Raw genomic sequence first — 21,910 nt, 5'->3', positions numbered from 1 at the left:
ACAAAGAGCCTAAAAAGAGAAGACCAGATGGTCTTCTCTACGGGGGAACTAGAATGATAGAAAAGAATCAATCAAAGATTTTTTTAGTCTTTAAAATTCTTTTTGAAGATGATGAGAGACAAGACTGAAGTAATTGCTGCCAAGAAGAGGAAGGTGTTTCCTTCTTGTTCCCCAGTTTCTGGGAGTTGGTTTTCCTTTTCTTGTTTACTGTTTCTTGCAACAGGAGCTTTCTCATCTTTTGTTGGTGAGTTATCTGTTACTACTGGAGCTGGTTTTTCGGTCTCTCTTGGTGGGATATACTCAGGAAGAGTCACAACTGGTGGCGCCTCTGTTCCAACTGAGCTTTGTTTGATACCAACCTCGATCACTCGATCTTGAGCTGGAGTCGATTCTGTTTGGAGGATCTTACGATTGTCACCATTTACTTCAACATACTCGACTAGAAGACCGTCTTTCCCTTCCGATAGAACTTGCTCTTTTCCTTTATCTAATTGGGCATTTTCGCGACGGATAGTCTTGAATGGTATCACCTTATTGACAACTTCTAAACTTGGAAGTTCAAAGATAAGGTTCGTCACTCCTTCTGCAGGAATTGAAGAAGTCATCGGTTTCTCTGGCTCAGCTGGTTTCTCTGGTTCAGCTGGTTTCTCTGGTTCAGCCGGTTTCTCTGGTTCAGCTGGTTTCTCTGGTTCAGCCGGTTTCTCTGGTTCAGTCGGTTTCTCTGGTTCAGCTGGTTTCTCTGGCTCAGCTGGTTTTTCAGGTTCAGCCGGTTTCTCTGGTTCAGCTGGTTTCTCTGGTTCAGCCGGTTTCTCTGGTTCAGCCGGTTTCTCTGGTTCAGCCGGTTTCTCTGGTTCAGCTGGTTTCTCTGGCTCAGCTGGTTTCTCAGGCTCAGCTGGTTTCTCAGGCTCAGCTGGTTTCTCTGGTTCAGCTGGTTTCTCTGGTTCAGCTGGTTTCTCTGGTTCAGCTGGTTTCTCAGGCTTAGCTGCTTCAAGCTTGTTAATTTGTTCAAGAGCGGATTCTAGCGCTTTATTAACTTCTTCTTGAGTCTTGGCCTCTTGAATTGCAGCGATTGCTTGGTTTGCAAGTTCAATTAATTTCTTCTTAGCTTCATTGTTAGTTCCAAGCTCACCGACTTTTTTCTCGATGGCTTCTGTCAAGCTAGCCATGGCCTTATTGTATTCGATTTCCGGCTGTTTCGGTTCAGCGGGCTGTTCTGGACTAGGTTCTTCGCCAGGTTTTTGGTAGTTTTCGTCCTTGCTGAGAATATCTTGCAAAGTACTTACTGTCAACATAACATCCTGAGCATCTACAGTTTCAGCGCTGAGTTGGTTTCTCAATTTGTCTAGATTTGCTTGGAAAGCTTGGCGTGCAACAGGTGTATTTTTCAATCCTGTTGGGTCAAAGTTAGCCAAATCGTCCTTCCATTTAGTGATGGATTGGAGAAGCTCTTCTTTGCTGTAGAGTTCGCTTCCTTCACCACGAGTGATGAATTGATCCACCTGAATACCGATGTTTCGAGACAAATCGTTTCGATCAGGATCTAGTTGAAGGGTGACTGCGTGCAAGTTTTCATCAAGACCTTTTAGGCTAACCAGAGTTTGATTGCCTTGGCGTTGGGCAGCGTGACCGCTAAAGTATTTCTTGCCATCAATAGTCGAAGAATTTCCCATGCCATCTTGGTAAGGAACTTCTTTACCATCTAAGAAGACCTTGTAGATACCGTGACCTGGATCTACAAATCCCTTGATGTCAAGTCCAGTACCGTAGAAGTAAGCTGTTACAGTTGTCTTTTTCTTTTGCTCGTCAGTTAAGCGACCAAAGGAAGCCCAAGACTCCGTCTTTTGGTATTTGTCTGCGGAATTGGTTTCGTGGTTCCAGCCAGGACTGTAATCCAACTGACTAGCTTGGTCATCATAGCTTGTTTGATCCTTGATCAGCAATTCAGCCTTCATCACCTGAATCGTTGCATCGGTAGCAAAACCGAGCAAGGCACCATCAGAAACAGAAGTGAGCTTGGCTTTGAAGTCAAAGACAGAGTCGGCTTGTTCTGTAAAGTCAATCGTTGGGATGGTAACAGTCTTTTCTGTTTCTCCATCTTCAAAAGTCACATCTTGAGTTGTATCTTGGTAAACTTTACCGTGAACTCCAGTTCCAGGTTCCGTAATGAATCGAACAGTAGCAGTTCCCTTGCTTCCACCAACACGTTTAATTTTAACAGTGACTGGCTTTCCTTTTTCGACTTCGTAGTTAGTAGACTCGAGTTCAAACATCCCTTTGCTATCATTGTTTAGGGTGTAAATCCCTTCTGTAGCAATTGGTTCACCTGTTTTATTAACAAGGGTAATAGTGTGTTGGCCAGGTGCTAAATCGCCTGTTTCAAAGACTTTTTGACTACGTTTACGGCTAGCATTCTTAGTTTGCACATCCGCAACTTTTTGGCCATCAACGTAGACGGACATTTCTCCATGACCTGGGTCGACTGTAGAGACGACATAGGCCTTGGTTCCTGTGAAGGTATAGCTTACTTTGGCGTCTTTTTGATTGGTCCACATAGAAGTGCCACGAACACCTTCAGATTCATGGTACCAAGTTGTACCGGCTGTATCCGCTGTTGTGTTTGAGTGGTATTCAAGTCCAAGAGGGTATCCGTCTGTCTTTTCGATACTGCTTGGTGTTTTGTATACAGAGAAGTTGTTCAAGATTGGTGTAGCTTGTGCTCCAGTGATGGTCACACGGATTTTTTGTGCCTCTACAGGCTTACCTTGAATCAAGCGACGGTAACCAACAGTTGAACCTTCTCCGTAAGTCACCCAGCGTCCGTTGATTTCAACTTCAATCTTGAAACCAGAGATACGTTGACCTTTGGCGATGTCTTCTTTGAGTTCAACAACATCAAAACGTCTCTTTTGCCCTAAATCGACTGTGAAACTACCAGTTGTGGCATCATTTGAGAGCGCCCAGCTCGTATCATCTTTACCGTCAGTCAGGTGACTTTCTTTGTAGAGGTGGTTCTGACGAGTAGAACTTGCTGTTACAGTGGCACCTTTGGCAAAGTCAGTCGCATACATTTGGTCTAGGGTTGCCTTGAATTCCTTCAAGCGAGCCACATCCGCATCTGCAAATTTTCCTTCTTTATTTGGTGGAATATTGAGAAGGAGTGGGGTTCCACGACCAACAGACTTGAAGTAGATGTCCATCAACTCTTTGAGTGATTTCGGCTGTTGATTGTCATGGTAGAACCAACCAGAACGGATCGAAACGTCAGCTTCCCCTACAGAGTACATATCACCATCTGGGTCACCGTGGTTGAGGTATTCGTTTTTCACATCGTCTGTGATATTGGCCTTTTTGACTTTATGCCATACAGGGTCACCTGCGATACCACGTTCATTTCCAATCCAGCGAACACTTGTCGGTTGAGCAGAGAAGATGGCGATATCTCCTTCAGCTTCTTTGATGTATTTGAACCATTCATCAAAGGTATAGGTTACTTTTTGGGCACCGCTACCACGCGCACCATCCATCCAAACTTCGATGAATTTGCCTTTATTTCCGTATTTCGGATTGCCAAGGATTTCTTTCAGTTGGTTGAGATAGTATTGGTTGTATTCTTTTTCGGTTGCAACATGGTATTTTGGATGGTTGGCATCCCATGGTGACAAGTAAACACCCATATTCATATCGTACTTACTAGCAGATTTGGAAACTTCTTCGAGAAGGTCACCCTTTCCATCTTTCCATGGACTAGCAGCTACGGTATGGTTGGTGTACTTAGATGGGTAAGCAACGAAACCGTCGTGGTGTTTAACCACCATAATGGTTCGTTTGAAGCCCGTTTCCTTCAGGGTACGGATCCACTGATCTGTATCCAAGTTGGTTGGATTGAAGTATCGAGGGTCTTCTTTTCCATTTCCCCACTCGGAATTAGTATAAGTGTTCATTCCGTAGTGAATGAAGGCCGCCAATTCTTCCTTGTGGTAATCGAGTTGGGCCTTGCTTGGAAGAGGTCCATGATTGCCAATCTCAGTTTCTTTATCTTCTGGATGAGCAACTGGAGGAGTCGCAGTCGTTGGATTGGATGTATCAGCGATTGGTTCGTATTCAAAGACGACTTCATTCACACCTTTATGCTGGATGGTTGCTTCCAAACTAGCCTTGACTGGACGGTATCCAGCAATGTCTTTTGCATGGAAGGTGTTGACAAAGGAAACATCGTACTCTTGACCGTCATTGTTATCAACTGTCGCCTCAGCTAGTTCAGAAGTTGTTCCTTTTTGACGGTAGTAAACTTTGAAAGAGCCTTTGTTGACTTTATAGACTACCTTGATGACACGGGTTCCAGGAGCTGTCTTGCTAACGACATTGTGGTTCCACTCATCTTTTAGTTGTTGATTGATTGCTACACCATCGATAGAAACAATTTGATATTTTTCTAGATTTTGCTTGTAGAATTCGGTTGGAGTGATTGCTTTCTTGAAATCATAGTCAAAGCCAGTTCCCACTTCTGTTTTGTCTAAGAAAGTATCATTTTCTTTGACTGTATTGCCTGCTTCATCCACGTGCTGGATAAGGACGCGTCCGTAATCAATTCCCTTGACTAGAGTAGCGACACCGCTCTCATCAAAGGAGTACTGATTTTCTCCGATGACAGCTGTCTTATTTCTAAGCATCTCACCTTCGGGTGTAAAGTAATAACGTTTGCCATTATCACCTTGATACCAGCCCTTGACACCATATTTTGCAATGAGTTCTTTAACCCATTTGAGTTGTTCAGGAGAGAGGACAAGTCCACCACCAAAGCGGTCTTTCTCAGGGACACCGCTGTCAACAGTTCCGTGTTGGTGTACGCCGATGACTTTTCCATCACCATTGATAATTCCACCACCAGACAAACCGGACACAGAAGTTGTTTGGTAAGTGATGCCAGTAGCTCCCTTGTCATCATAAGGATCAACGGATTTTACCTTGCCGTCAGCTTTATAGAGTTGGCCAGCTACGATAGGTTGCTTGAGTTCTTTCGAACTAGAGTCAGTTGGATAGCCAATCGTGCTGACAGGATCCCCTGCTTTGTAAGTCTTATGCTCAGCGAGTGGTACAAAAGTTGCTGATTTATTTGGGCTTGCAATTTGTACAGGGACAGGTGCAACAACTGCTGCCAAGTCATTTTGATATCCCTTGCTAAACTCTTCTTTGTTCCAGAAGTGGATATCTTTTTCTTGGAAGAGTGTGGTATTTCCTGAATTTGGCTGAGAATTCTTAACAGGAGCGTTGGATCCTAGATTGTAATAGAAGCGCGCGGAGTCTCCGCCGCGAACATGGCCCTCTTTGTCTAAAAAGTTGTGCGCAACTGTCAAGAAGACGTTAGGAGCTACGAAAATACCAGAGCCAGAAACGATGTATCGTTGAGCCCCACCATTATAAATGCTGTAGACCATAGTTGCAGCAGTTGCGGGTTGTCCCTCATATTGGATATGCTTGAGGTCCAAACCACCGTTAATAATAGCACGATTGTCTTTTTGAGCGTTCTCTTCTTCCGTTGATTTCAAAATACTTTTTGATTCAACTTGAGGACTTTCAGCCTTTTCTACGGTAGCTGAAGTTTTGAGAGGTTTGACGTCGGTGTCAGGATATGCTTGATCGTGAATTTCTTCAGGGAGCAAATCAGCCTTACTTGTATCAGCAGGTGCTTCTTCTTTTTCTAATTGCTGTGTTGCTGGATGATTGAGGTTTTCTTTCTTCTCGGGTTCAACTTTGTTTTCTTCGAGATTGGAAACCTGCTCAATGTTACTCTCAAGGTTTGATTTTCCATCGGGAAGATTTTCATCAGCTAGAGCAGTTCCTGAAGCAAAAAATGCTAGTCCGACCATGACCGAGGCAACTCCAACGGTCAGTTTCCGAATGCTAAAAGTTTGTCCTTTTTCAAAGAGGTATCGATTCATAATATACTCCTAGTTTTTATCAAGGCAGTCAGCTACTGCCAGAGCCCAAGCTGAACTTGGTAACAATCTACTTCTGCTCTCAAACGAGAGACAAATAATCTCCGTTTTTTATTTACTGTATCTAACCTCCTGCACTATAAAGCGCTTTCATTTTAAGATAAACAAATTTAAAAAGCCATTTTCTCCCTTAAAATAGCCAAAATCCTTAATATAACAAATATACTAAATTATTCTAAAAAATGCAAGAGTAAAAACTTAAAAAATAAACAGAAATTAAAGAAAATAGTTTACTTTTTAAAGAAAAATCCGACCTTTCATTTAGTTTTAGAAACGAAGGATAGGAGTGAAAAGAGGTTAGAGCAGATTTTCAATAGACCCTTGGAGGGTCTGGGGGGCTATTTTGGGAGAAAAGCGCTCAAGGACTTGTCCATCTCGATCAATGAGAAATTTAGCGAAATTCCATTCAATTCGTTTTCCTAAGGGGCCAGATTTCTGTTCTTTCAACCATACATAGAGAGGTTCTGCTTCCTTGCCATTGACCTTTATTTTGGCAAAACGTGGGAAAGTAGTTTGATAATGTAGGCTACAGAAGGCGTTGATTTCCTCTGCACTGCCGGGTGCTTGCCCCATAAACTGATTGCAAGGGAAATCTAAGATTTCAAAGCCCTGATCGTGATAGCGGTCATAAAGTTCCTGTAATCCTTGATACTGGGGGGTTAAACCACAGCCCGTAGCAGTATTGACAATCAAGAGGACTTTACCACGATAGGTATCCAGAGAAGTCATCTGATTATCTTGGTCTAATACTGAAAAATCGTAGAGTGAAGTCATTAATCTATTTTCTCCTTATGTTTGTGATTTTTAGGAGTTTTCTCCTCCTGTAGTGATAGAAATCCATAAATCATGGTTCCAAAGATAGCAGCAATACTCAAACCAAATACCAATAATGGGGTGAGTGTATCGATTTGGACAAGTTTTTCCAAAAAAGTAGAAAGAGGAATTTGTTCAATATAGAGTTTATGAAAGCACAGCAAAGTAAATAAACCAATTAGAATACCGATAAATACGAGCCGACTACGAACTCTAATCTCCTCTGTTTACTATAGGTTCTGTACATCGCTGAGGGCTGGAATATATACTAGAAGGAGCAATATCTCGGGACTCGATAAGCAGTGATTTCATAAGGTATCTCCTAGTCGTCTTCTTGGTCTTTCTTGGCTTTTTGAATGCGAAGAGTGACGACAATTTGCATCATCAGTCCGAAAAAGAAAGCTCCCAGTATAGTTTTTAAAATATGTTTTGTATTCAGAAGAGAACTGATGAAATTTGGATTTTCACTTGTTAGGGTATCGATGAATGGTATTATAAAAAATATCGCTATTCCGTAGATTAGACCGGCTTTTAGACCAGGAAAATGTAGCTGCTTACTTTCTTTTTGGTTAAGCATTTCGGGATCAATGGCTGTGATACCCGTTTTCTTGGTTTGAGAGACTACATAGAGAGCAGCTATCATCGAAATGCCAAACACCACAAGAGGATATCCGAAAGCGACAATTTGTGGGTATTTATAAGCGAGGACAAAAGGGATGAGGTTGCCAAAAATCATCAGATAAAAGAGGACGACAAAGACCTGATTCCCAATGCGATCGGCTTCGCGCCGTTTGTGTTCGTCAAGGGGGCCAGAAATTCCGTAAATGCGTTTGATGAGTTTTTCAGTGAAGGTTTCTTTTTTCATGAGTTAGCTCCTTTTTTTTAAAAATCGTCTTCCCAAAAGAGACCGTTGAGGTCAGTTTGTAGGCTGCGGGCGAGATTGAGACAGAGTTCCAGAGTTGGATTGTACTTATCATTTTCAATCATGTTAATAGTCTGTCTCGAGACACCGATATCTTTAGCGAGCTCAAGTTGGGAAATACCCAGTTCCTTTCGGAATTCTTTAACACGGTTCATATGGTCTCCTTTCTGATATGTCGTATATATTTGACTATATTATGTTCTTTCAAGAGCGATATGTCAAGTATATATGACATTTTTTGAGAAGGACTCTAGCTTTATCTGACTAGTTTGCACTTGTCAGATTTCCTCGAATAACCTCCGTCAGATCCCCTGCTTGATTATAGCTATAGATGGTCTTTTGTCCCTTGACATCTGTCACGGAAGTCAGGCGATCCAGTTTATCGTAAGTGTAGGAAACTGTACTGCCATCTGGGTAAATCATCTTCGAGATATTGCCATAGACATCATACTCGTACTGGATCAGGCTACCATCTCCCTGACGAACACCCGTGATCTCGCCTTCTTCGTTAGGAGATAGAAAATCAAAAAGTTACGCTTTACAATGGAAGCATATCAATACAAGTAAACAGAAAATCTGGTTGGTACAAACTTTAGATAAATACAAAAATAGGAACTAGCAAAGTTTGAATCATCATCAATCCATAACAATTTGTTTTTACATACATCAACACAAAAGGAACTTCAATAAACCTTTACATTCTGACTACCTCAACAATAAAATGAAAAGCATTAGAAAATATCATCCAGAACTTGCACATGCAACTCCTCATAAATTGCGACATACTGGAGCAACCTTGCCCAAGCAAACTGGAACGTCTATTAAATCTATTTCTGAAGCGTTGACCCCTAGTGATATGATTACAACTAAGACTCCAATGGCTGTTGGAGAGATTGCTTATCGCTGCCTAAATAATGGTGTGAACCATAAAGTGTCTGTAAACGTTGATATAGCAGTATTAATTAACGTTTTGAGGTGACTGACTCTGTCAGTTTGCGACCACATTTGTACCATTTTAGTATAAAAACATCAAAAAAACATTCAAGAAAGCATTCTTGAATGTCTGAAAAGATTATAACTCTATTAACCTTGTCAATAGACTGGAAATGATGATATTATGGTCTCCTTATCTCAAATACTGCTGTATGAACCCATTCATCATGAATTTGTAAGTCATTTTCTATCATTCTACTAAAGGTGAAGCCATTTTTTAAAAGCACTCTCTGAGAAGCTAGATTATCTCTTGCTGTTCCTGCAATGATTCTATTGAAACTATAAGTCGTGAAGGCCTTATCTAAAACGAGCTTAACTGCTTCGCTGGCATAGCCTAAATTGGTAACATTTTCCCCAATCCTATACCCAAGCTCTGCTGTTGTTCAATCACCCTCTAAGACACTTAAATTGATTCTCCCGACCATAACTCCTTGCGAATCTCTGATAAGATGCATGTAGATATCCCGATTCCTTTGTTCCGTTAACAATTCCCTTGTGATTTCTTTAAAACTTTCTAAATCAAAATAGTTAGCTGGTCTAGGAGGTAAATTTCGTTCAAAATACTCTCTATTTTCTTTTTCAAAAAAATAGACATCTAGACTATTTTCTTCAGACAACAGCTCTAAACTGATCATTGCAAATCCTCTCCCATCATTATCCACACTCAAATTTTCGCATATTGACACCAGCTAAAATCCTGGTTAAGCCGACAAATCTCCCCTTCTCTTCTTAGTAAAAATATCGTTAGACTGACCTATCCCTAGCGTCACCTACTCTAATTTTTGCAACAGCTTTACAACTTGACGATTTTCAATCCTCACATAGTATACACCACTATCATTGACAAGTTTATCCTCTTGATATTTAGCAATCTTTACAGCGTAAAGACCTCTTGGTAAGGGTTGGTTGGCAAAAAATTCCTTCATGAGCTTTTCAAGCTCTTTAAGATAGTCATCATACAAGAGATCTCTTTTTTCTTTTGGAACGAAATACTGAAATTCAAATGTCGGTATAAAAATCTCTTTTTGGAAAAGATATTGAGCATCCATGGGATACATTCCTTGCAGAGCTTGTCCCTTACTTTGATTTTCCTCTAATATTTCATTATAAAGATAGATATTATCAGATTGGCTATTAAATTCAAAACGAATCCCCTCATACTTCAGATCAGACAGTTTAGGATCTTTGATTGAAGTGTCCAATGTTTTTAAGAATTCGCTGGTGCCTGGACTAACTTCAATCCCTAAATAGGCTAATTCTGGGAAAACATTATAAATTTTTTTATAATTTTTGTAATCAACCTCTGCATCTGTCTTTCTATATGTTTTATTTTCCGAAAAACGAGTATAGTATTTAAATCGAGTTTGAACCTGATAGGTTTTTCCGGCTATATTTTCACTATAAGTACCATGGATTACAAATCCTCCCACACTTGTATAGTTTTTCTCATATTTTTCTAACTCAAATTGACCTGTTAAACCATAGTTTTGATAAGAACGATGCACAGCTTGCTCAATCTCAGTTCGACTTACATGAGCAAATAGCCCCCACATATCCATTAGAGAAAGAATAGGACTACTCACTGTGAGGATTGCGATGGGGATAACTATGGATAAGCACCCTATTAATATCCAATTTTTATTCTTGGAATTTCCTTCAGATTTTTTACCAGTTTTCTTTTTCCTTTTAAAAATTAGAATGAGCAAAACCAAAATCCCTAATACTAATAAAACCAATCTACAATCTCCTTTTATTTTGGATAGCTGTTAACAGGTATATAGGAGATTGACAGAAATACTCTTCTCACCTACTACTTATCCTGAATTCCAATTTTCCTACCTAGCATACGAGACATTGCATTGAAATCACAATGATCTCCCACGCCAGATGCTTTCTAAGTGATTAGAATCAAATAAACTACGAGGAAACGCCCAATCCGAGTAATGGACACTAACTCCTTGACAATTCAGATAGGTTGACCTTAAACACCATAAACTCATCTGAAATGAGGAACAGTCCTTACCTCATTATACCACATGAGCGATACCGTGAGAAGATAAGAGAAGCAAAAAACACCCCATGGTGTGAACCATGAAGTGTTGTAAATGCTGTATTGTAGCTGATTCTTAACGTTTTGAGGCAACTGACTCTGTCAGGTTGCAACCACATTTGTAAGCGACTAAAATCGCAACAACTGTGGCAATTGCACCAATTTAGTATGGAAACATAAAAAAACACCCCGAAAGGTGCTCTTTGTAAGTATAGTAATTCTCTCGAACTAACGTTTACTAAATTGTGATGCTTTACGAGCTTTCTTAAGACCTGGTTGGAAACACTTCTATTTGAATAAGTTCAAGATGCGCTTAAAATTAATATTTTCCGACATTTACAGAAAAAAAAATTTCATCTAATTTGAATAACTTTCATTTGAATGGTGTGAATTCCCCCCTAAAAATACACGGATTGAGCTAGATTTTACCATAAAGTTCACACTATTTAAATTGTTATTGTTTTGTAAATTTTGTATTTATATTTTTTCAAAATCAGTTTGATGATATAATCGTATCTAGGAATCAGCTAGAATTGCTTTACAAGTATAGTCCAACTTAAATTTTCTACTTACATAAAAAATGAAAGAGCAAAACTTCATAAACATATGTCTAATATGAATTTAAATTGTGAATTTCTTGAAAAATATCCTTTATATTCTCTAATAAATGTTCTGGATTATTATTTTTATAAATTACATGAAGATTTTTCTTGGCTCTTGAAAAAGCAACGTATAAAAGATTGCGAACTTCTTGAAATTGTGAATCAGAATCAATTGAAGTATTATATTTTTCAAAAAAATACTTACAATAATTTTCTTTTTTTGCAAATTTATCTTGTAGCACAACAACTACATTTTCAAATTCTAGCCCCTTTGAGCCATGCAATGTGTAGTAGCCAATTCCTTCATTTTTCAAATTATCAAAAATATAATTATACCACTTGATAAATTGAGAAATATCTAGATTAAAAAATTCATCAACAACTGCCGTTTCTCTTTCTGATTCCTCCGAATCTTGAGAATAGTAAAAATAATCATAAGCACGATTCTTTATATTCAGTAGAATGTTATCTGCTGTATCATCTATCGAAAATATTTTTCTTAAAATCTCTTTACCTGATATTTTTTCTTGAATATTAACGATTCTACTAAGACATTCATCGATTGTAAGTATTGATAGGTTAATCTCTCTCAAATTGTCAATAAACTGTTTCAACACTGCAAAAGTTAGTGATGATTTAGACGTTGCTATAAACTGAATAACTTCCTTAACAGTTGAATTACAATCTGTTGATTTTTGAATAAAGTCTATGAAAATTAGAATTTCTCTCAAGAACCACCCCATATGTTGTAGATTTTTCTGTAGAAATTCACTGTTTACATTATCCCAGTTATTGCCACTAAATCTAGGGAACTTTTTCAATACTGATAATATTTCATCAAATCCTCTTGCTTTGGAAATATCATCATTTTTCATAAGAAGGCAAGCAGTATTATTAATTAGTTGATTTTCCTGTAAAAAAGTATCTAAGTTAAACTCATCACCAGCGACATAAAAATTATAAGAACCATTATCAAAATCATTATATATAGACTGTTGACCAAAATTGTCATTTCTAATTTTTTCAATTAACTCGACAATCTGCTTAGAAGAACGTCGGTTAAATTTTTTTTCAATGATTTTATATTCATGTTTATTTGGAAGAATCCCCACTCCTGAACCATAAATATTTTGCAAGGAGTCACCAAAAAATCCTACTACTAACTTTTTCCGAGAATTTGAATATTCCCTGATACTATCAATAATAGCAACAACTTTTTCATCTGTATCTTGGTACTCATCAATTAAGATATATGGATATCTATCTGAAAATAATCTCTTTAATATATCTTGATTAGTAATTATATTTTTACAATAAAGTAATAATGTATCATGACTAATGACATAATTTTCAAGTTTATCACGGTTTTGAACTGGATTATAAATAATTTTTTTAGATTCTTTATCTTCAATTTCCTTTAATGTTATTTCGAGTTTATACTTTTTATTAATATCCTTAACTAAACTGCTAAACTTACTAACATTACTTAAATAGGGAGAAAAGTATTCATCATGCTTTCTTATAACAGCTTTAAAATTCTCTGCAGGAGAACTAGGTGTATTGTAGAAAATTTTCATAAATTTATCATCATTAATCGTATTTTGGAAATCAACTAGATTAACACTGTTAGAAAGAGAATTTTCATTTATTTTATGATCAATAGTATGGAGCTCATCAATTATCTTATTCTTATGTTCTATAGTCAGTAACTCTTGCTGAATAGAAATAAATCCCCATAGAAATTCATGAATTGTAGAAATTACTACTGAAGAATTTTTTCCAAGTCGAGTCAGAATCTCATCTTTTGCAGCATTAGTATATGTAATACATAAGATTTTTTGATTTCTTAACTTTAAATTTTCTCCCTCACTCTTCAAAATATGTTCAATTGATTTTTGAAGTGCATAGGTCTTCCCTGCACCAGCACCAGCATCAAAACAAAAACTCTCAAAGTTATCTAAACATTCATTAATTTTTTGCTGAATATCTAACTCTAGTTGTTTATTTTCTGGACTAATCGTATATGTCATATTTTACTCCTTAAAATAACTACAAAGTGAGTTCAAACCTGATTCAATATACTGAGGTTGTTTAAGGCTAAAGTCGTCATCAGTTACAGATAAATATACAATCCCAGTAGAAAACCTTGATTTTCCATCAGATAATTTAACTTGATACATATAAGATTTATCGGCTATTTCTGATGTTTCATCAATATCACCAAAATACCTCATATTAGGATGGACATGTTGTAGTGCTTTAATCAAGGATTTCTTGTATTTATTTTCATCTTCGTTTCCTGCATTCGTTAAAACAACTGCTTCCTCAAAGCTAGTAGCATAATATCCATTTATTTTACCTTGCGAGAACATAGTGATGTTATTGTAATCAATAATCAATTCTTCATTGTTATTAAGCTTTTCGATTATCTTGTTATTAATCTCACCATATTTAGCTTCTTCATCTTTTAGCTCTTTTTTTATAAAATATTGCAGAGTACCATTCGTACTCAAGGAGCTCGTTGCAGCTGCATATTTACTCTCTAAATCTGATATGTTTTGTGGAATCACATCAGGATCTTCATTATCTTTTATATCAACTTTCTTTTCAGATTCAGACCTTTTTAAATCTAAATCTGTAAAAATAACAGTTTTAATTTCTAACAAATCTAATAAACTAATAAACTGGTGAGCATAAGCTCCATCAATTCTATAAACTTTAATATGATGATTTTTCAATTTTGGATGTTTATCAATTTCATATCTTAAGTAGGTTTCTTCTGAAACACCTTCAACTAAAATAACTGCATCAGCAAAGAAAATATCTGATACCTCTAGCCTTAAATATTTCTTGATATATTCATAAGCTTTTTTGTCAATATCTCTACCAGATACTATTGCGTCATCACTTATGTTTTTTATAATCTTATTTACACCTGCTTGACCTAGATAACTAATATTATTTAGAGTGTTTCCTGATTGAATCTTACTGTTTAAAATATGGGTTGAGTGAGTTGTGATGATAATTTGAAAGGTATCTAGTTGTTGTTTTTTACCTAGTAATGTCGCAATTGCTTTTGAAACATTTTTTATAAATAATTCTTGCATCTGCGGATGCATAAATGACTCTGGTTCTTCAATACAAAGAATATTTATTGAACCATTAATATCTCTCTCACTGTATAGCTCAATATAATCAACAATCTTTGCGATAATTACCATCAAATTTGTATACCCCATACCAAACTGACTCTCAGGTATGTTGTTATTTCCCTCTTGGTACTCATAAATAATACTATTTGCAAAAATTTTCTCTAAAGTTACATCTGGATGTAAATTCATCGTTAAATTCTTAGTTGATTCAATGCTTGATACTGCACTCTGAAGAATATTCTTGATATTGCTATCAACCATACCCTTTACTTGATAATTAATATCACCAATTAAATTATCAATTGTAGCTATATCATTATCATTATTATTATTATTTTTTATATAAGTTGAGACTATTTTATTATAAGCTTGGGAAAGTGTATTATCATTTTTAACCGTATTCGCTTCTATTGTATCCACTTTCAACAATGAAGATAGAGAAAAATCTTTAGCAGGTTCCTCTCTTCCTTTAGGATAAAAATTTAATACAAAATATTTACTGCTAAATAAAGCTAAAAATTGTCGATATTGAATCTCTTTTTTATAATTTAAGTATTGTTCATTGAGCTGTTCCTTATCATTAAAATAGCTAGTCTTAATTTTAACTAGATCCTCTAAAAAAGCAACTTTATCTGCCACTTCATACTTAATATCGATAGTTACTTCTGCAATATCTTGATTTTCATGAGTTTCAACTGTTTTTATACCACTTACAACTAATATATCTTCGAAACTTGAAATAAAATCATTTCCATCATCAATCCCTAATATCAACTGAAACTCAAGTTTAGGAAAATCAGATTTATCAATACTTCTTATCTCTTCTTCAGATTTATTATCAATATTTTCGTGATACCAATCTGATAATATTTTTAAATTAAAATCGGTATGTTTAAAAACACTACGACTACCTGACTTAGTGTTTTGTAGTGTGTTTAATAATTTGACAATTGTACTTTTACCAGAATTATTTTTACCTACAATTAATGACGAACTTTTTGATATATACTCTTCTGTTATATTTATTTTCTCTAGTTTATCTTCATCTCCTGGAATTTCTGGCCATTTGCTATGAGCGAAGTTGATTGTTTGAACCTCTTTGCCATATTTTCTATAATTTTTTATTGATAAATTTTTTAAATACATAAAAATTTTCTCCTATTTTGAGGTTCTCATACTTAATTCCCTCAACCGCTCCTGCCCTATCTTCAACATCTCTTCCTCCACCTTACTCCATTTTCCAAAGAGGCATTCGTGTAGAACTTCTGCTGCTGAGGTTTCATCTACTTGCGAATTATAGACGCACGATTGATCTCTTTGAAAAATTTGAATTTGATTAAAAATATTGTCATTTTCTAACTCTCGTAAGTTATCAACTAAATGTTCTACAATTCCATCATGGTGTTCTTTGGGAGTCGCTCTAGATTGACTAGGATCTATAGCATAGAGCTCTTCATAACGTATCAAGGTACTGAGATAGGACAATTCTGGCTTGGTAGCAATTAGTGCAAGTGAGACTTGATATCCTTTAGTTATCAATAATTGTGCCGTTTTTCTAGGAACTTCTGTTGTTCTCAAGGTGCCCTCGATTAACAAATGATAACCTTGTTTACTCAATTCATCTACGAGATATTCAACCATTTTTCCCGCAAATACTTTGGTATAATCCACACTATCTTTGCCATACTTTTCCTGTAGGTCAAGGTAGTTCGGATGAAAGGAGCGATAACTATCTCCATCAATGATAATGATATTACCTTGAAATTCCCTTTGTTTAATACGATGAATCGTTGTTTTTCCAGCACCACTCTGTCCACCGAGCAAAATAGCCTTGGGCTGAGACGAAGTTGTTTTACCACGAGTTAAAGAACGGACAAGCCGTTTGGAGGCTTGTTCAAAATTATCTTGACTAAATTCTTCTAGTTTCATTAAGCCACCACCAGATGAGTAGCTTGTTCTAGCATACGTTCAATACCATCCAAATAGCCATTAAATCGCTCAATATCCTCAAAAGTTGAAACAAGATAAATCCTCGTGTTAATCAAATCAGAAAGATCATCGCTCATTAGAACCCAAGGATTCGAAGTATCATCAAATGCAATTCCTTGTTCATCTTGAAAACGATAAAGTTGCGCTAAGATATTCGCCCCTCGTTCTTTAATCACTTCAATTTTCAGAGTTAACTGATAATTTTCTACTGGTGTGAGCATTTTTTCCTCCCCTACGATATCGATATAAGAAACATTAAATTTCTTGCAGATACGATCTATTAATTCTGTCGAAATTGAACTTGTCCCATTTTCATAACGACTCAGGCTATTTCGAGAGATACCAATAATCTTTGCGAATTCAGGTTGAGTGAGATCATGTGTTTTACGTAATATTTTTATATTTTCTCCAATCATAAGAGGTCTCCTTTTATTTATTTCTATTATAGCACAAAAATAAAAACGCACCATTTTTGGTGCGTTTTTACCGATAGATAGAATACCTCATATTCAGTTATTGAAGAAAAAGTACTATGAGGCTGTTCAAAAAGTCTTTGAGAATATAAAAAGTAAGAAAACCACAATCGAAAACATATTGGAGATAGGAATCTATGGTATACTAGTGATAATAAATAGTTATCAGTAGGAGAATAATATGGAAAAGGCACCAATAATTACGTTAAATAGTGAAGAAAAAGATTTTTTGTTCCGTATTGATTCTGGAATTAAATCAATACTGTTTGAACTACCAGTACAATATCATGAGATACTTCAAGTAGTGAATGGGAGCCGTTTCAGACCGTTATTAACATATTATGGCTATAAGTTGTTTTCTGAAAATCTAAATGAAAAAGTTTACAAATCTGCAATAGCTATTGAGTTAATTCATAAATCCTCTATTATTATTGATGATATTATTGATCAAGACGATAAAAGGCATAGCATATACACAGTACATAAGCAATATTCTATTGATGAAGCCTTAGTAATCACAGTTTTTTTATTAGGAAAGTGTATTGAATTATTATCTGAACTTGATGATTCTACAATTAGGGTATTTAGTCATATGATTATGAGAATGTGTCAGGGAACAATACAAGAATTAAATATTGATATGAATGTAAGTATTGATAAAATAAAAGAAATCTTAGATAACCAAACTTCCCAAGTTATTCAAAATTGTTTAGTGATTGGTATGAAATCATATAATCCTGAATTAGACAATCAACCTTTAGCAATTATTGGTTATAAATTAGGCTACTTATTTCAGTTACTAAATGATTGCGAAGCATACTTTAATCCTGAGTTTACTGTAAAATACAAAGGGAATTATAATTTTGATATTAATAAAAGTAGGAAAAATTTATGTTACATTTACCTTGAACAGTTTCTCTCTAATAAAGAAAAAATAGGACTTCAGAATAAAGATAAGGTGACTAATTTAGAAATTTTATTGAAAAAATATAATGTGTTAAAATATATAAAAAATGAAGTTTCGCTAATTGAGTTTGATATTAAAAAACAATGTGAAGTTTTGGAAAAAAATCACTCTATGGAAAGATTAAATTATTTTATTGATTATTCAATTAAATTAGCGAAGGTGAGAGCGAGGGTTTATTAAGATAAAAGAGCAGAGATTGGGATTCTCTGCTCTTTTAACAACACTAATTTTGTGTTAAAAATGGCTGAAGTAGCCTATATAGATTTATCAAAATGGGGATGTAACCTATTGGATTGAGTGCTTTTCCATTGAATAACTGTGGAAAGTTAGGGGAATCTTTATAGAGTTTAAATAGCTCAATATAATCTTTATTAAGTTGTTTATTACTGTAATCAGTAATATCATATTCCTTTAGTTGCATTCTTTTTATTTTTTTTATTATTTCTTTAATATATTTTTTCCAAAGATAGTCAAAAAGTAAATAACCAAAACCAATCAGTATAAAAATTATTCCCCAAGTAATTATAAATACTAAGTTATTAGGTGTATCTATTACTAATGTATTCTTGGTAAATTTAATAGCAGATAGTGGAGTGGTTAAATAGAATAGAGCAGTATAAACAATACCTAAAATTCCAAAATAATTACTAAATGAACTCATACTATCGGTAAATTTAACTATCCAATCAGATTCAGATGGATTATGTAGGGAAATTGGTACTAATGAAATAAACTCTAATTTTGAAATTTTCCTTAATGTGAGAATATAAAGTATGTACTTTAAATACAGTTGTATTGCAATAAATACAGTTAGAATTAAAGTAATTGCCCCATAAATTGTAATTAGCCCCTGCAGGATAAGAACCTTTAATAATACTAGTGAAATGAAATAAATTAAACCAATTGCAAAACAAATAGATATACTATACCATTTGTTTAGATAACTATTATTTTTGCTGAATATTGGAAATAGTGGAAGATTATTGACTTTAGTACCTGAAATAGACGTTTTAAGGATTATTTCTTTTTTCATTAAATTTTGGTATGTGATAATCTGAGCTAACAAAAGAAAATTTACTCCAAAAACATATATATAATTGTATCTTAGTGATGAATCAAAAATTGATACTATAATTCCAATAAAAACCCAACAAGTAAAAATAATTGTCCAAAAACATTTTTGAGATAGAATTTTATCAATTATTTTTATTTCCATATTATTCTCCTACTGATAACTATTTATTATCACTATACAAAGCATTCAAATAAGTTTATAATAGCATGATTATTGATAAAGGAGTTATTCATGGATTATAAACTTATTTCTACTTTTTTAGACTACTGCAAAACTCATAAACGCTTGAGTTTACATACGATTCGAGCTTATAAAAATGATCTTTTGCAGTTTTACAATTCAAATTACACCAGTGTGGAAATATATGTTGAACATTTGACGAAATCCAATATTAAATCTAGTACATTACGTCGTAAAATTGCTAGTTTGAAAGTGTTTTACAGCTATTTAAAGTATCATAATTTAATTGATGAGAATCCTTTTAATCAATTACGTTTTCAATTTAGAACGGAAAAAATATTACCTAAAACGATTCCCTGTGATATTTTAAAAAGTATTTTTTCACATCTAGAACAGAAAGTTACCTATTCAAAAACTAAATATCAAAAACAAAAGGCTGAAAGAAATTTACTAATCATTTCTCTATTGCTTTCAACTGGTATCAGGATTTCCGAACTTTGTCATATTCATCTCAAAAATATTAATCTTTCAAATAGGACTCTCCATATTATGGGAAAAGGCAAGAAAGAACGTATCCTATTTTTAGGAGATCAAATAACATTTAGCTTATTAGAAACATATATAAATAACTACTGCTTTCAACCCAGTGACTACCTATTCTCTGGAAAATATTCTTTCAAACCATTGTCAGAGCAAAGTGTACGTTTAATTCTAAATACCCTTGTTAAACAACATAACTTAACTACACCTATTACTCCCCATATGTTTAGACACAGTTTCGCAACAATGCTTCTAGATAGTGATGTTGATATCCGATACATTCAACAAATTCTCGGACATAGTTCTATCTCAGTCACACAAATTTATACTCATGTATCTCAATCAAAGCAAAAAGAAATTCTAACCCTGTGTAATCCCATCGCTTTGATTCATTCACAGTCCAAAAAATAACTATCGTCACGGGCTTCGCCGTTATAAGCAAATGAATTGCCTGTTGTATCTGTGCTTGTCTTTCTTTCTCCATAGAGATGATAGCTAGTTGATGCGACGGCTTGTCCATCCTTGGTCAAGTAGAATCCTTCTCCCCACTTCCTTGTTTTGCTGTAAGCAACTAATCCTTTAAGTCATAGGTGTAACATAAGACTCTCGAAGAAATCATTCCTCGAGAGTCTTTGCATGTTTCTATCACAACAGAAGGGGTTAATTTAAACAATTAGTACGATTCTAGTTAAGATAATCATGTAATTTAATTTCTCTTTTTAAGTTTTTCAAAAACATTCTAAGTAAATTATTTCTGAGAACTTTTCAATTTATTAACTTAAATAAATAATTAAATTCCTATAGCCTCAGATACTAAATAACAATCACTTTTCCAACTTGAAAATAAGAGGAAATTTCTCAGAAATTACATCTATCCCAAAATTAATACCAATTACTTGATAATGATGAAAAGTTTTGAAATATACTTGTTGTAATTTATCCCTTAACTGACTATGAGTAAGTTCAACAAGAACTCCTTTAGCAATAGATTCCGTATTGTTATTATCTAAAATCTCAATAGGATTTAAATCCCAACTTTCATCAATAGCTTTACAAAAGAGTACATTCCCAAAATCAATATAAAAATGATTATCCTGATTCTTTAATCCATCTAGATAAATTTTTAGGTGAGTTCCTTCGTCTAATTTGCAACGTAATTCATACCAATCGCTTTCAATCTTATTTCCGATGTTAACCCAACTCACTATCTTCCTCCTCATCTATATTAACTTGAATCTCTTCCCCTTGACACAAAATTATGTCAAAAATCAAATTACTAGAAACAACTCGGTAATGTTCCAATTCATTTTTTTCTAGTAATCCTCCTGAACTATGAATAATATATTCAATTAAAGAACTATTTTCTATTCGATAAATAGGATAGTCTTTATCTAATTTATTTAAATGAAAAGTTTGGCAAAATATTGAAAAGATTCTTCTGTCCATTATTTGATAACAATGGCTAAAAGGAAATTTAAAATTTAACGAATGCTTACTCCCTTTTAGAAAAATCGTAGCTAGTTCATAATCGGTATTTTCACTAAATTCTGCTTCAGACTCATATCTATCCTCAAAAAAATTCCCCCATTTTATATATTTCTCATTTTTTACATACTTTTCACTTCTTGATTTATCAGAAATAAAAGAGCGGGCAGCTGAACCTATTCGTTTTAATATATCAGACATGTTATACCTCTTACTAATATTATTAGTATCTAATTTTATAAGGAGCTTTAAACTGAAACTCTAATGTTGGGATTCCCTCTTTACTAGTTGGTCTTACTACAACCTTTGTCCCATCAGGTAAATTCCCTACTTTCCCAGGACCAGCCATTGTTGATATCTCTTTCACATTTTCTAAATTTAATGAATTGAAATCTTCAAGCGCTTTAGCATATCCTCCAGAAGATTGATAGTTTTTAGCGATACTACCTGATTTTGTTATATCATCTAAATCTTTAACAAAATCATGTACAATTTCTTGACTAGTTAGAGCCCTTGTCCCGTCTTTGACATCATCTACTTTATCCACCACACGAGCAGCATCTGACGCCTTGTCCACCGCCTTTGTAGCTTTTGAAGCATCATTGACTGCGTCTACTGCATCGAGTGCTTTTTCAAGTTTCCTTAATTTGCCAGCCTTAGCTATAGGAAAGAA

The 21,910-nt window shown here is 34.9% G+C and carries 16 protein-coding genes and 3 pseudogenes; 3 read left to right on the top strand and 16 right to left on the bottom strand.

Features of this window, described 5'->3' with window-relative positions:
- Positions 1–83: 83 nt before the first annotated feature.
- The 6 genes and pseudogenes from B7709_RS00375 to B7709_RS00350 all read right to left on the bottom strand — a co-directional run bounded on the left by B7709_RS00375 (position 84) and on the right by B7709_RS00350 (position 8,154).
- On the bottom strand, positions 84–5,939 hold the full coding sequence (locus B7709_RS00375) for an alpha-L-fucosidase (RefSeq protein WP_084970784.1): 5,856 nt from the start codon (positions 5,937–5,939) through the stop codon (positions 84–86).
- Positions 5,940–6,293: 354 nt separating this feature from the next.
- Complete coding sequence (locus B7709_RS00370) at positions 6,294–6,770, bottom strand: glutathione peroxidase (protein ID WP_084970781.1); 477 nt, start codon at positions 6,768–6,770, stop codon at positions 6,294–6,296.
- Positions 6,770–7,030, bottom strand: a pseudogene (locus B7709_RS10330) (DUF3278 domain-containing protein); the annotation flags it as partial. The gene B7709_RS00370 and the pseudogene B7709_RS10330, both read right to left, overlap by 1 nt.
- 101 nt (positions 7,031–7,131) lie before the next feature.
- On the bottom strand, positions 7,132–7,674 hold the full coding sequence (locus B7709_RS00360) for a DUF3278 domain-containing protein (RefSeq protein ID WP_084970779.1): 543 nt from the start codon (positions 7,672–7,674) through the stop codon (positions 7,132–7,134).
- A 17-nt stretch (positions 7,675–7,691) separates the two neighbouring features.
- The gene (locus B7709_RS00355) at positions 7,692–7,886 is read right to left on the bottom strand and encodes a helix-turn-helix transcriptional regulator (RefSeq protein WP_084970777.1); all 195 of its coding nucleotides are present in this window, start codon (positions 7,884–7,886) and stop codon (positions 7,692–7,694) included.
- 109 nt (positions 7,887–7,995) lie between these two features.
- Entirely contained in the window at positions 7,996–8,154 is a 159-nt protein-coding gene (locus B7709_RS00350) for an RHS repeat domain-containing protein (protein ID WP_239822485.1), read from the bottom strand.
- Between the two features lie 85 nt (positions 8,155–8,239).
- On the opposite strand from B7709_RS00350, the pseudogene B7709_RS10365 reads away from it, so the two are divergent.
- A pseudogene (locus tag B7709_RS10365) lies at positions 8,240–8,641 on the top strand (site-specific integrase); the annotation flags it as partial.
- A 205-nt stretch (positions 8,642–8,846) separates the two neighbouring features.
- On the opposite strand, the pseudogene B7709_RS00340 reads toward B7709_RS10365, so the two are convergent.
- The 6 genes and pseudogenes from B7709_RS00340 to pezA form a co-directional block, all read right to left on the bottom strand.
- Positions 8,847–9,359, bottom strand: a pseudogene (locus B7709_RS00340) (GNAT family N-acetyltransferase).
- Positions 9,360–9,494: 135 nt separating this feature from the next.
- Positions 9,495–10,460, bottom strand: a complete 966-nt coding sequence (locus B7709_RS00335; RefSeq protein WP_084970773.1) for a hypothetical protein — start codon at positions 10,458–10,460, stop codon at positions 9,495–9,497.
- 924 nt (positions 10,461–11,384) lie between these two features.
- Entirely contained in the window at positions 11,385–13,406 is a 2,022-nt protein-coding gene (locus B7709_RS00330; RefSeq protein ID WP_084970770.1) for a UvrD-helicase domain-containing protein, read from the bottom strand.
- Positions 13,407–13,409: 3 nt separating this feature from the next.
- Positions 13,410–15,674 carry an AAA family ATPase gene (locus B7709_RS00325; RefSeq protein ID WP_084970768.1) on the bottom strand — a complete coding sequence of 755 codons (2,265 nt, stop codon included), beginning with the start codon at positions 15,672–15,674 and terminating at the stop codon, positions 13,410–13,412.
- A gap of 12 nt (positions 15,675–15,686) precedes the next feature.
- Positions 15,687–16,457, bottom strand: coding sequence for a type II toxin-antitoxin system toxin PezT (pezT, locus tag B7709_RS00320; protein WP_084970766.1), 771 nt, complete (start codon positions 16,455–16,457; stop codon positions 15,687–15,689).
- Complete coding sequence (pezA, locus tag B7709_RS00315) at positions 16,457–16,933, bottom strand: type II toxin-antitoxin system antitoxin PezA (RefSeq protein WP_000578850.1); 477 nt, start codon at positions 16,931–16,933, stop codon at positions 16,457–16,459. Before pezA ends, pezT begins: the two co-directional genes overlap by 1 nt.
- 238 nt (positions 16,934–17,171) lie before the next feature.
- Here pezA and B7709_RS00310 point away from each other — a divergent pair, with 238 nt between their 5' ends.
- Positions 17,172–18,137, top strand: a complete 966-nt coding sequence (locus B7709_RS00310; RefSeq protein WP_000409530.1) for a polyprenyl synthetase family protein — start codon at positions 17,172–17,174, stop codon at positions 18,135–18,137.
- A gap of 43 nt (positions 18,138–18,180) precedes the next feature.
- Here B7709_RS00310 and B7709_RS00305 read toward each other — a convergent pair whose 3' ends face one another.
- Entirely contained in the window at positions 18,181–19,173 is a 993-nt protein-coding gene (locus B7709_RS00305) for a hypothetical protein (protein WP_084970764.1), read from the bottom strand.
- A 90-nt stretch (positions 19,174–19,263) separates the two neighbouring features.
- On the opposite strand from B7709_RS00305, the gene B7709_RS00300 reads away from it, so the two are divergent.
- A complete protein-coding gene (locus tag B7709_RS00300; protein ID WP_000384877.1) occupies positions 19,264–20,163 on the top strand; it encodes a tyrosine-type recombinase/integrase in 900 nt (299 codons plus the stop codon).
- A gap of 413 nt (positions 20,164–20,576) precedes the next feature.
- Here B7709_RS00300 and B7709_RS00295 read toward each other — a convergent pair whose 3' ends face one another.
- The 3 genes from B7709_RS00295 to B7709_RS10055 form a co-directional block, all read right to left on the bottom strand.
- Complete coding sequence (locus tag B7709_RS00295) at positions 20,577–20,957, bottom strand: hypothetical protein (RefSeq protein ID WP_084970762.1); 381 nt, start codon at positions 20,955–20,957, stop codon at positions 20,577–20,579.
- The gene (locus B7709_RS00290; RefSeq protein ID WP_084970760.1) at positions 20,944–21,438 is read right to left on the bottom strand and encodes a hypothetical protein; all 495 of its coding nucleotides are present in this window, start codon (positions 21,436–21,438) and stop codon (positions 20,944–20,946) included. Before B7709_RS00290 ends, B7709_RS00295 begins: the two co-directional genes overlap by 14 nt.
- A gap of 22 nt (positions 21,439–21,460) precedes the next feature.
- A partial coding sequence (locus B7709_RS10055) for a hypothetical protein (RefSeq protein ID WP_084970758.1) occupies positions 21,461–21,910 on the bottom strand: 450 nt, incomplete at its 5' end.

It is taken from the genome of Streptococcus oralis subsp. dentisani (assembly GCF_002096335.1).
Classification (GTDB): Bacteria; Bacillota; Bacilli; order Lactobacillales; family Streptococcaceae; genus Streptococcus; species Streptococcus oralis_Z.
This window is presented reverse-complemented; position numbering and strand designations above follow the sequence as displayed.

Bases quoted from the DNA above. Each gene is read 5' to 3' on its own strand.
- B7709_RS00370 (WP_084970781.1), bottom strand. From the start codon at position 6,770: ATGACTTCACTCTACGATTTTTCAGTATTAGACCAAGATAATCAGATG.
- pezT (WP_084970766.1), bottom strand. From the start codon at position 16,457: ATGAAACTAGAAGAATTTAGTCAAGATAATTTTGAACAAGCCTCCAAA.
- B7709_RS00355 (WP_084970777.1), bottom strand. From the start codon at position 7,886: ATGAACCGTGTTAAAGAATTCCGAAAGGAACTGGGTATTTCCCAACTT.
- B7709_RS00300 (WP_000384877.1), top strand. From the start codon at position 19,264: ATGGATTATAAACTTATTTCTACTTTTTTAGACTACTGCAAAACTCAT.
- pezA (WP_000578850.1), bottom strand. From the start codon at position 16,933: ATGATTGGAGAAAATATAAAAATATTACGTAAAACACATGATCTCACT.
- B7709_RS00305 (WP_084970764.1), bottom strand. From the start codon at position 19,173: ATGGAAATAAAAATAATTGATAAAATTCTATCTCAAAAATGTTTTTGG.
- B7709_RS00290 (WP_084970760.1), bottom strand. From the start codon at position 21,438: ATGTCTGATATATTAAAACGAATAGGTTCAGCTGCCCGCTCTTTTATT.
- B7709_RS00350 (WP_239822485.1), bottom strand. From the start codon at position 8,154: ATGATTTACCCAGATGGCAGTACAGTTTCCTACACTTACGATAAACTG.
- B7709_RS00330 (WP_084970770.1), bottom strand. From the start codon at position 13,406: ATGACATATACGATTAGTCCAGAAAATAAACAACTAGAGTTAGATATT.
- B7709_RS00360 (WP_084970779.1), bottom strand. From the start codon at position 7,674: ATGAAAAAAGAAACCTTCACTGAAAAACTCATCAAACGCATTTACGGA.
- B7709_RS00325 (WP_084970768.1), bottom strand. From the start codon at position 15,674: ATGTATTTAAAAAATTTATCAATAAAAAATTATAGAAAATATGGCAAA.
- B7709_RS00310 (WP_000409530.1), top strand. From the start codon at position 17,172: ATGGAAAAGGCACCAATAATTACGTTAAATAGTGAAGAAAAAGATTTT.
- B7709_RS00375 (WP_084970784.1), bottom strand. From the start codon at position 5,939: ATGAATCGATACCTCTTTGAAAAAGGACAAACTTTTAGCATTCGGAAA.